10 protein-coding genes are annotated in these 11,453 nt (G+C 43.2%); 1 reads left to right on the top strand and 9 read right to left on the bottom strand.

From position 1 onward, the window contains the following. Positions 1 to 1,727 (top strand): AGE family epimerase/isomerase (locus ACFQS8_RS15485; RefSeq protein WP_382169074.1); only part of this gene is annotated, 1,727 nt, incomplete at its 5' end. Positions 1,728 to 1,751: 24 nt separating this feature from the next. Here ACFQS8_RS15485 and ACFQS8_RS15480 read toward each other — a convergent pair. The 9 genes from ACFQS8_RS15480 to ACFQS8_RS15440 form a co-directional block, all read right to left on the bottom strand. Continuing rightward, positions 1,752 to 2,759 (bottom strand): SDR family oxidoreductase, encoded by a 1,008-nt coding sequence (locus tag ACFQS8_RS15480; protein ID WP_382169073.1) that lies wholly within the window; start codon positions 2,757 to 2,759, stop codon positions 1,752 to 1,754. Beyond that, positions 2,746 to 3,912: a nucleotide sugar dehydrogenase gene (locus ACFQS8_RS15475; RefSeq protein ID WP_382169071.1), complete on the bottom strand. Its 1,167-nt coding sequence runs from the start codon at positions 3,910 to 3,912 to the stop codon at positions 2,746 to 2,748. The genes ACFQS8_RS15480 and ACFQS8_RS15475 overlap by 14 nt, the downstream gene beginning before the upstream one ends. A gap of 119 nt (positions 3,913 to 4,031) precedes the next feature. Then, the gene (rfbB, locus tag ACFQS8_RS15470) at positions 4,032 to 5,075 is read right to left on the bottom strand and encodes a dTDP-glucose 4,6-dehydratase (RefSeq protein WP_382169069.1); all 1,044 of its coding nucleotides are present in this window, start codon (positions 5,073 to 5,075) and stop codon (positions 4,032 to 4,034) included. 8 nt (positions 5,076 to 5,083) lie between these two features. Continuing rightward, a complete protein-coding gene (gene rfbC, locus ACFQS8_RS15465; RefSeq protein ID WP_382169067.1) occupies positions 5,084 to 5,650 on the bottom strand; it encodes a dTDP-4-dehydrorhamnose 3,5-epimerase in 567 nt (188 codons plus the stop codon). 14 nt (positions 5,651 to 5,664) lie between these two features. Further along, positions 5,665 to 6,537, bottom strand: a complete 873-nt coding sequence (gene rfbA / locus ACFQS8_RS15460) for a glucose-1-phosphate thymidylyltransferase RfbA (RefSeq protein ID WP_382169065.1) — start codon at positions 6,535 to 6,537, stop codon at positions 5,665 to 5,667. A gap of 158 nt (positions 6,538 to 6,695) precedes the next feature. After that, entirely contained in the window at positions 6,696 to 6,863 is a 168-nt protein-coding gene (locus ACFQS8_RS15455; RefSeq protein ID WP_382169063.1) for a hypothetical protein, read from the bottom strand. A gap of 163 nt (positions 6,864 to 7,026) precedes the next feature. Beyond that, complete coding sequence (locus ACFQS8_RS15450) at positions 7,027 to 7,368, bottom strand: hypothetical protein (RefSeq protein ID WP_382169061.1); 342 nt, start codon at positions 7,366 to 7,368, stop codon at positions 7,027 to 7,029. Between the two features lie 30 nt (positions 7,369 to 7,398). Continuing rightward, on the bottom strand, positions 7,399 to 9,315 hold the full coding sequence (gene traG, locus ACFQS8_RS15445; RefSeq protein ID WP_382169059.1) for an IncP-type conjugal transfer protein TraG: 1,917 nt from the start codon (positions 9,313 to 9,315) through the stop codon (positions 7,399 to 7,401). A gap of 85 nt (positions 9,316 to 9,400) precedes the next feature. Next, entirely contained in the window at positions 9,401 to 11,374 is a 1,974-nt protein-coding gene (locus ACFQS8_RS15440; RefSeq protein WP_382169057.1) for a DUF3363 domain-containing protein, read from the bottom strand. Between the last annotated feature and the right edge of the window lie 79 nt (positions 11,375 to 11,453).

The raw sequence follows: 11,453 nt of genomic DNA, 5'->3' as shown, positions 1-11,453 counted from the left end.
AAAAATTCGTTGAAAAACCAGACGCTGACACGGCTCAATCCTATGTGGACAGTGGAGACTATGTTTGGAATGCGGGGATTTTCGCTGTGCGTGGCTCCACATATCTAAGTGAGCTATCGAATTTTGAGCCAGATATTTATGCCAAAGTGATTGCCGCGTGTGATTGTGCACGTCTGGAAACGTCCGCGAATGGCTATAAGCATTTGCAATATGATCCATTGCTATTTAGCGCGATTGAGAAAAAATCAATCGATTATGCGATCATGGAACGTACAGAAAATGCCGCTGTTGTGCCTGCCAAGTTTGGTTGGTCTGATGTTGGAAGTTGGGCCAGTGTTCGTGAGCTTGGCACGATGGACAAGAATGGTAACAACCTCACGGGTGATGTGCGGATTGTAGATTCTAAAAACTGTCTTGTGCAAGCAAGTGGCCGGGTTGTCGCTGTTATTGGGCTTGATGATGTCGCGATTATTGATACGCCTGATGCATTATTGGTGTGTCACACTGAGCATGCTCAGAGCGTGAAAAAAGTACACCAAGCGCTTGAAAAAGACGGACACTCCACCGCACTTGGACATGGGTCGCGTTCAAAATCATTTGAGTCGCGTTCGCGTGGGTGGGCTAGAAATTGGCTGTTTAACCAAGCATTGCCATTATGGGCTGATATTGGTTTGGACCGTGAATATGGCGGTGCATATGAAGCGTTGGATATAGATGGTAAACCTATCCACGACATGGGCCGTCGTTTCCGTGTTCAGGCGCGTCAGGTGTATGCATTTGCACATGCACATGAAATGGGTTGGAAACAAGGCGCTGAGGCCCTCCTCTCACCTCTCAATTATATGTTGGATCATTGCTGGCTAGATACTGGTGGTTGGGGTCACATTTACAATCGTGACGGATCACTTAAAGATGGCCGCATCGATACATATGATCAAGCATTCGCCTTGCTTGGACTAGCATGGGCATACAAGGTAACCGGCGAAAAACGCGTTCTTAAAGCAGCTAACAAAACCAAAGACCTTTTATTCAACCAATTGCGTCATCCTATTATCGGATTTTCTGAAGGTATCCCTGCAACAATTCCGCGCCGAGCTAATCCGCATATGCACCTGTTTGAGACAGCGATGGTGTGGATGGAGTTATTCGATGATGAGCAAATGGCAGATCTCGCACAGGAAATTTTTGAGCTATATACGCAACGTTTCTGTGTGGATGGTTTATTGCGTGAGTATTTCCACGAAGACCTGACACCCTTACCTGACCGAGCGAATGCGCGTTACCGCTTACTAGAGCCTGGGCATCTACTGGAATGGGCATTCTTACTGCGTAAATACGAAAAGCTGACGGGCCGCAAAACCAACACAACGGCTGTTTTGGAAGCCTTTAGTGATACATATGGCATGGCCCCTAATACAGGCTTATTGGTGAATGCTGTCTATCCAGATGGCACACACCCTAAATTTTTAAAATCGCGCTTATGGCCTCAAACAGAATACATTCGTTTGAAATTAACAAAAGATACGCCTGAAGATCAACGTAAAGGCTTGGAAATGCTTGAGCGTTTGAAAAAGCACTATCTCACGGTTGGCGGAGAGAATATGGGTTATTGGCATGATGAAGTGGATGCACAAGGCAAGGTGCTTTCGAGCAATTCGCCTGCATCTACACTCTATCACGTGCTAGGCTGTTTGATGCCGCTTCTAGAAGACGGTAAGCACCCTTAAAGATAGGGAATTTTAAATTCTTTATTATCCTAGCACTTTTACAACTGTTTTCATTATCAAATCTTCCCAAGCTGGAAGTCTGACATTGTGAACACGCGCAATCTTCTCACAGTTTAAGCGGGAGTTTACCGGCCTTGGGGCGGGCAATGGATATTCCTCAGTTGTGATGGCGTTGAGCTTGGGATTAGGACCACCCGCAAGCGACGATGCTTTAAAAATTGCCTCAGCAAAACCATGCCATGAGGTCGTGCCGCGACATGTCATATGAAACACACCATAAAGCTCTTCATTTTCAGGGCTTTCGACTAGGTTTTTTACGATTTGAACAATGCCAGCGGCGATGGCATCTGCATGTGTGGGGGCACCGAATTGGTCATCCACAACGCCAACCTCCTCGCGTTCAGCGCCTACCCGCAACATGGTTTTGAGGAAATTATTACCCGTTTCAGAATAAACCCAAGATGTCCGGAGGATAACATGACAAGGATTGACATAAGCTACAAGTTTTTCACCTTCCAGCTTTGTTTGCCCATAAACTGACTTTGGATTTGTAAGATCACCTTCTTTATAAGTGCCATCGTCAACATTGGCTTTTATATCGGCAATATCTTCAGCATCATAATCGCTGTATTCAGGGTTATCTTCATCAAATATTTCAGCGCTCTTACTGCCATCGAATACATAGTCAGTCGAGATTTGAATAATGGGCAAACCAAGCTTGCGCGCGACCATTGCCACGGCCCCTGCTCCACTTGCATTTACAGCCGCAGCCATATCGCCCTCTTCTTGGGCTTTATCAACATTGGTATAAGCGGCTGCATTTACGATGACATCTGGAGAGATATCCTCGATCATTGAACTTAAATGCTCGCACTTTGTATCATCGGTAAGTTCTGATAAATCCAACCAAGGCCGTCCAGCGGTGTAGACATCCAAACGGTCTTGATCTGCTAGCTTAATGAGCGCTTTTACAACTTGGCCTGTTTCACCTGTTACAAAGACTTTCATACGCTCAGGCTCAATCTGTTCCAAAGAGGTCTCGGGTGAAGACCTTTTCTTTCACATCCGCTAAATCTGAGCTGTGACGATTTGCAATGATAACGTCACTTTCAGCCTTTAGTTTGTTCAAATCAGCTGTGACTTCAGAGCCATAAAAAGTCTCTTCTGTGTAGGTCGGCTCATACACTATAACATTGATACCTTTAGCTTTTATCCGCTTCATAATGCCTTGAATTGAAGATGCTCTAAAGTTATCTGAACCAGCTTTCATCACCAGACGATAGACGCCAACAGTCTTTGGTCCCTTCGCAATGATTGCATCCGCGATAAAGTCTTTTCGTGTGGAGTTTGCATCTACAATAGCGCGCACCAAGTTTTGCGGAACTGCATCATAATTAGCGAGTAGCTGCTTTGTATCTTTGGGCAAACAATACCCGCCATAACCAAATGAAGGGTTATTGTAATGTGAGCCAATACGTGGATCTAAACCGACACCTTCAATGATCTGGCGCGAATCCAAACCAAGCGCCATTGCATATGAATCAAGCTCGTTGAAATAGGCCACGCGCATAGCAAGGAATGTGTTGGCAAAGAGTTTGATAGACTCAGCTTCAGATGCATCGGTGAATAAGAGTTTTACGTCTTTTTCCAGTGCACCTTCTAGCAATAAATTTGCAAACACTTTGGCGCGTTCAGACTTCTCTCCAACCACAATTCTACTCGGGTGCAGATTGTCATATAGAGCACGCCCTTCCCGCAAAAATTCGGGACTGAACATGATGTTTTTGCATCCCGTCTTTTCGATAACACTAGAAACGTAACCAACTGGTATTGTTGATTTAATTACCATAACAGCATTGGGATTTAGACTCGACACAGTTTCAATGACGCGTTCGACGGTAGATGTATCGAATGCATTGCTATCTACATCGTAATTTGTCGGTGTCGCGATGATAACAAAATCGGCACCTTCATAAGCTTCGATGGGATCAGTTGTGGCCTTTAAATTCAATGTTCCTTTTGCAAGGTATTCTGAACATTCTGCATCAACAATTGGAGATTTGCCTGCATTGACCAAATCTACTTTTTCTTGAACGACATCAAATGCAACCACTTCATTATGTTGCGCTAATAAGATCGCGTTGGACAAACCAACATAACCTAGTCCCGCAATTCCTATTTTCATCAAAAGTCACCTCTTACTGATCGCCCCAAAAAATCAATTCGAGGTCAGCTAACACACTGTCGCCTCGTTGAAAACTTTTAGTATCTATTGATACTGTAACCCGCTAGTTCAGACGTGTCTCAGCGTCCAAGCCGTTGTCCTGAATACCTGTTTACAAGAATAGGTTTCCACCACCACTCATTGTTTAAATACCAATCTACGGTCGCCGCCAACCCCTGCTCAAAGGAGACTGATGGCCGCCAACCTAATTCACTTTTTATCTTATTTGAATCAATAGCGTAGCGCATATCATGGCCGGGTCGGTCAGCGACATATGTTATCAGGTCACGCCGTAAACGCCCCTCTGGTCGCTTTTGATCTAGGATATCACATATGCCTTGCACCACAGCGAGATTGGTGCGCTCACTATTACCGCCAATATTGTAACTTTGACCGATACGGCCCTTTTCGATGACGGCTGTGAGCGCCACTGCATGATCTTCGACATAGAGCCAATCGCGGACGTTTTCTCCTTTGCCATATACCGGTAAAGGTTTGTTTTGTAACGCGTTTATGACTATGAGTGGAATTAACTTTTCTGGGAAATGGTATGGGCCATAATTATTGGAACAATTGCTCATGACAATGGGCAAGCCATAGGTGCGATGCCAAGCGTGTACAAGGTGGTCAGAGGATGCTTTGGAAGCTGAATATGGAGAAGATGGAGCATAAGGCGTGTCTTCTCTAAACAAGCTATCATCAAAGGGTAAATCCCCGAAAACTTCGTCTGTAGACACGTGATGAAATCTAAAATTATCTTTGTTTTTCATAAAATTAGACCAATATTCGCGTGACGCCTCGAGCATAGAATACGTGCCCATAATATTGGTTTGCATAAAGGCTGACGGACCATCTATAGATCGATCCACATGGCTTTCGGCAGCAAGGTGCATAACTGCATCGATGGCGTGTTTTTTCATCACGGACAACACTGCTTCCCCGTCACAAACATCAACTTGCTCAAAAGCGTATGCGGAATGGTTTTCGATGGTTTTTAGCGATGATAAATTTGCTGCATAAGTGAGCTTATCAAGGTTCACTACGGAGACACCACATTGTCCGACAAGATAGCGACATACAGCCGATCCGATAAAGCCTGCCCCACCTGTTACCAGAATTTTCATGTGTCGGCCTAACTTTTTAAGTATATGAAATTATTATCTATTTCAGACAATTTGGGCGCTGAAGCATCTTTCTCAGACAGTTGCGGCACCTGTCCATCAAGTGGCCATTCTATTCCAACCTCTGAATCATTCCATGCGATGGAACGGTCATTTTCTGGGGCATAAAGTGCTGTCACTTTATACACAACCTGCGCATTGGGTGTAAGGGTTAAAAAGCCATGCGCATAACCCTTGGGAACAAGGATTTGATTGCCCTGCTCAGCGCATAATTTTAGACCTACCCATTTGCCGTAATCAGGTGAGTTTTTGCGAATATCTACAGCAACATCAAAAACTTGTCCGGATATGACGCGCACTAATTTATCTTGGGCCATTGGGTTTGTCTGAAAATGCAAGCCCCGCAAGACATAGGCATCAGCTGAAAGTGAGTGGTTATCCTGCACCCAATTAGTGGGTAAGTTTTCTGCTTCAAACTGTTTTTGATTGTATGTTTCGGAAAAAAAACCGCGTGCATCTCCAAAGCGTTTTGGGATAATTTCCTTGACGCCTTCCAGCCCTAGATCACGAATCTGCATGCGTTATCCTCGTTTTAATTGCTTTCTCGCAATATCCGCATCAGATATTTTGCATAGTCTGTTTTGCCTAGCGCTCTGGCGCGCTTTTTTAATTCGTCTGGCGTTATATAGCCCAAATCAAATGCAATCTCTTCTGGACAGGCAATCTTAATACCCTGACGTTTTTCAATCGTGCGCACGAATGAACCGGCTTCATGTAGACTATCGTGGGTCCCAGTATCAAGCCATGCATAACCACGCCCTAACCTTTCAACCTGTAACAATCCTTGATCCAAATAAGCTTGATTTACATCAGTGATTTCTAATTCTTGACGTTCTGATGGGCGAACAGATTTTGCGATATCAACCACTTGCGCGTCATAGAAGTAAAGTCCGGTGACCGCCCAACTGGATTTAGGAATTTTCGGTTTTTCCTCGATTGATAGGGCTTTATGATCTTTATCAAATTCGACGACACCATAACGCTCTGGATCGGCGACTTTATAGGCAAAGACGCTCGCCCCTACGTCCTTTTCGGCAGCGGCTTTACAAATCTGGCGCAGACCTGCACCGTAAAAAATATTGTCACCTAAAATAAGCGCACATGGCTTCCCGTCGATGAATTGCTCACCGATTAAGAAGGCTTCCGCCAATCCATTTGGCACTTCTTGCGCTGCATATTCGATGTTTATTCCAAAACGTGATCCATCACCTAAAAGTCGCTGAAAAGCAGACATATCAGTTGGCGTGGTAATGATCAGCACATCTTTAATTCCAGCCAGCATCAACACGCTGAGCGGATAATAAATCATGGGCTTATCATAGACGGGAACCAATTGTTTGGAGATACCTAAAGTGACAGGAAATAATCTTGATCCTGTGCCTCCGGCTAAAATAATCCCCTTCACTCAAAACCCCTATTCAACAAAATCTACTCAAGTAATTAATTTACCTTAATCCGGGTAGCAACGCCCCCAGTCTACGTCAATGCAAAGACTACGAATGCAGTAATTTCAAGGATAGTTTGTAATTTGCTTGCTTGTTATCCAACACTCAATCAGCTCTCTTACAAACTACCCGGCCCATACATTATACCAGCTACAAGAACAACAATACCTATCAACAACCCTATGTATTTAATAGTATTTTTCTTTGGTGCAGCATTTTGTTTTGCGGCCTGCTTAGCTTGCTCATCACGGCGTTTACGGTGGGGTTCGAACTGGTAGACGGTCATATTCAGCCTCTATGGAAAAGCAAGTGTATTGTTTTAAAATACCTTTTTAGCCTTACCAAAGGTTTTACAAAAGTCTCAGTATCTTGGGTGCGATCTATTTGGCAGCCAAAATAGCCGTTAAACCTCAAATTTGTTGGCAAAAATTCTGCGCTAGTTCTAAATGCTAGGTCTGTCCAATTTTTTGGGCAACTTGGTTGAGAAAATACTCAAAGCGTTTTTGTCCTAAAGTATGTGCTCTCTCCCGCTCTTTCTCGGGCAATGGTTCAGTTCTTGTGAGCCAATAAAGAATAAATTGAGCTAACATCTCATTTCCCAAAGCAATATCACGATGTGATTGAACAATTTTGGTTTCTACTTCTCTGTATTTAGTGAGCAACTGATTGTCATCACTTTCATGTCTGCCTATTCGGAAATATTGCTCAAGCGCAGCTTCCACAATTTGAGTCTTTGTGACTCCTGGAGAATTAGATCTTTCGCAAAGTTGAGCATAAAGTTGATGGGACAATCGCAGATTTACTCGTGGTTTGTACAATTTTCAAAACTCCGGAAAAACATCATTCTTGCTTTGATGAAATGAAAACGATCGTTTAATATTTTCGACCTCATTTTCACCTCTGTCATCTACAACTTCAACGTCATGTTCGTGGCTCTTTCCGCATTCTATAATTGTTTGAATTTCTTGATTTATTTGACTGGACATCTCCAAATCACTCATATTCGGCCCCGTATACGGTAACGCTTTATACCAATCAGTATTTGGAGTATTTAAATGTCCCCCTCTCACAGGAGCAGGAAGTACTCGTTCAATGAAATTTTTATCTTTGAAATATTGTAGTTTTTTCGCCATGATAGCAGGTACGCCCGCTATCATAATTAAAGCTTTAGTTTCACTAAGTTGCATCACTTCACCCGGGGTTAATAGTTGGCGCTGTGTCTCTTGGCGCGAAACCATCATATGGCTCAACCAAGGTGCCAGCCGGTGCCCCGTATAATTCTTCTGAGCGCGTAATTGGGTCTTTGTACCTAAACTATCTGCAATTCGTTTAGCTGTACGTTCATCATTACTCGCGAAAGCGATCCTGACATGGCAATTGTCCAAAATTGAATTATTCGTTCCGTATGATTTCTCAATCTGATTTAAAGATTGAGCTATTATATACACCCTAATTCCATACCCTGCCAAAAATGCCAAAGATGTTTCAAAAAAGTCTAGTCGCCCGAGCGCTGGAAATTCATCCAACATCAGTAACAATCTAGTGCGAGCTTGGGTTGGTAATTCCTGTGTTAATCGTCTTCCAATCTGGTTCAGTATCATCCTGATTAAAGGTTTCGTTCTAGAAATATCTGACGGCGGGACCACCAGATATAGAGACACGGGTTGTGCTGTATTCACCAGATCTTCAACACGCCATTCACTTGCAGAGGTGATCTCCGAAATAATTGGGTCCCGGTACAAGCTTAAACAGCTTAAAGCAGTCGATAAGACCCCTGAACGTTCATTCGCAGACTTGTTGAGCAACTCTCGCACCGACTGGGCAATGACCGGATGCACACCCTCCTCGCCTAAATGCTTTGTCTGCAACATCAAGGATAATGTCAGCTCAAATGACCTTTTAGGGTGGGAAAGTAGTAAAGCGCACGAATTTAAAGACTTTTTCTTTTCCGCATACAGCACATGTAATATAACCCCCACAAGTAAAGTATGTGCTGTTTTATCCCAATGCGAGCGCCTTTCTAGTGAACCTTCTGGGTCGACTAAAATATCGGCGATATTCTGCACATCACGTACTTCATTGATCCCTCGCCTTACCTCTAACAATGGATTATATTTACTAGAGGATAAGTCTGTAGGGTCAAACTTCAAACACGGGCCAAACTTTGAGCGCCACCCCGAAGTAATGTCCCAATTTTCTCCCTTTATATCATGAACAACGACACTTTTTGGCCAACTCAATAGAGTCGGAATAACGAGCCCGACACCTTTACCTGAACGCGTTGGCGCAAAAGCTAGTACATGCTCAGGACCATTATGCCGTAAGTATTTTGAATGCAATCGCCCTAAGAATACGCCTTTTTCTTCAAACAAATTTGCTTTTTTTATATCTTTCATATCTGCCCAACGGGCAGAACCAAATGTAGATACATTTTTCTCCCAGCGAGAACGCCAAATAGACCCGATGACGGCAGCAAGAATTCCGAATACGCCCCCCGATACAGCAATAAGCCCTCCTTGCGCAAAAATACTTGGTGAATACGCTTCATAAGCATACCACCATTGATATATCCGCCAGGGATAATAAATTGGCTGTTCATCGATGAAAAACCAAACTGAGCCTAGACCCACTTGATAGTGTAGAGACGATGCCACCCACTGCGTCGCAATCCAATTTGCCAGTATAATTATACCAGAAACGATAGCGAACTGACCAATCAAAATTTTAGATGGCGTCATTACAAACTCCAGATGTTGCATGTTCAACATCCCATACGGTTTGCATTGGCTATAGTGTCAAAAGGTACAAAAGGCAGCAACTCAGCTAACGACCCAAATCTTGTTCCTTACCCAACTTCCAAGATATATTTCTTCGCCCCATCTCAAATAGCATCTCACGTCCAAGATGCCGCTCTAGTGCAGGTCTCCATGGAACAATCGCAAACTGATGCGCATTGCCAATTAAGGCCATACGGCCTTTGGCTAAGTATAAGCTTTTCTCGTAACGTCCAAAGATTGAACCACCAGAGACAAGGTCAATCGGATTCCGTTTAGATTGATTGATTTCAATGGCCAAAACACGCTTAGTTTCCTGATTACGCAACAATCTTTGAGACGTATCACTCAATTCAACTTCTTTGCCTTTAAGCCACCCTTTTTGGCGAAGATATACAATACGTTTTTCTTTAGCCTCGGCAAAGCGCCCTTTTAAGACATCTTTTTGACTATCTAACCATGTATAACCATTTGCTGTAATTTGCTTATCCAATGGCATCCAAGATTTCACACTTAACTTGGCTTGATCTATGGGTTTACTTTCCAAAGTCGAAATACGTGTCAGGTAATCAGTTGGAATTTTCCAAACATCTTTTCCCACTAAATCAACAATACCTTTACGCCGAAGCCCCTCCAATCGCCTTTTGATGGCTAAGCGGTATGCAATAGAATCCCCAGGTTCAAATTCACAATGCATCTGATCCGAGTATCGCCCGACATTGCGCTTTGCAATCTGATCAATTTTTATATCAGAGGGTTTGGGCTCTAAAGATTTTTTTTCAACCCTAACAATCGCTCCATTCGAGGGATGGATGGTCGTTTGAGATTTACCTAGAGCCATATGCCATCTTTGAGCGTTTTGATCTTCAATAATAATGTATCGTTGATCCTGCAATTCGTCGACTAAGCCCTGTTTAACAACGGCTCCCAATAGAGTTGTCCAATTGCCCTGACGTTCTTCAATGAAATTTAAAGCTTGATCTACGCTATCTCTGTCGTGCTGATGCACAAATGAACGCACTAAATCTCCACGCTTCCCTCTTGCTCGAAGCACCTCCTGCCAGTCAGATTTCAACTTCCACTCCCCTTCTGTGAAATCTGCCAAATTTTGTGATTGTAAATACTGCAATCTTTGACGCACAAAGGCGTGCTCAAATTTCAAACGTAAAGGACCATCAAACTGATCTATTACTCCACCATTTCTTATGCGGTTTTCGATATCTCTATCTAAACGCGTAAAACAGTCTTTGGTTATTTCTAATTTCTTAGATTCAAAAATTTCCCGATCGGACCTTAATCCCAACTCCTTGGTAATTAAGTCTTCGGCGCGTAAACGCATTCCGTGAGATAGATATTCGCGAGCTATAACTAGGTCACGCCCTGATTTATCTTTTCCGCGCAACACAATATGAGAATGAGGATGCTCTGTATTATAATGATCGACCCCTAACCAATCGAGCTTCGCGCCTAAGTCCTTTTCAACTTGTGCCATCAACTTTCTAGTTATCTGCTTCATATCCAATAAATCATTGGAATCCTCAGCTGACAGGATAAAACGAAACTGATGACGATCATGTGCTGAGCGCGCTAAAAAATTTTCTTCACTCACAACAGTACGTTCACTGCTGTAGAGCTCACCACCTATTCCGTCTTTATCTACCCCTTCACGTTGAAGATATTTGAGATGGATTTTAAACCCTGAACGACCCAAATGTTTACTTGGCTTCGCAATGTGAGTTTTAATCAACACGCGCCGTCGGTAGATATTATCGGTTTTTTGAATGTGTAATTTAGATTCTAAGGCCGCCAATCTTCCTCGTGCATAGCGTGTCTGATACCCATTTTGATATTTAGATTTGTTTGCTAAATTTCTAATTCTTTTTTGCAGCGGAAATTCCCGCTGTGTATGCTTGTCACGTATACGTCCCAAACGAACTCTAAATTCATCTTCCATCATTTCCCTTTTGTGAGACTTCAAGTTTGAAGGTTTGGAAACAGACACATCCCATGAAATGTGCACCACAAAAGCTGACAACAAATTCCAATTAAAAGATGTGAAGACAATAACTTAGAATGTCACTGGAACATTCTTATTTTATCTT

This window comes from Hirschia litorea (genome assembly GCF_042665075.1).
In the GTDB taxonomy this organism is placed as follows: domain Bacteria; phylum Pseudomonadota; class Alphaproteobacteria; order Caulobacterales; family Hyphomonadaceae; genus Hirschia; species Hirschia litorea.
The sequence above is the reverse complement of the archived record's forward strand: the minus strand, read 5'-3'. Positions and strand labels throughout refer to the sequence as shown.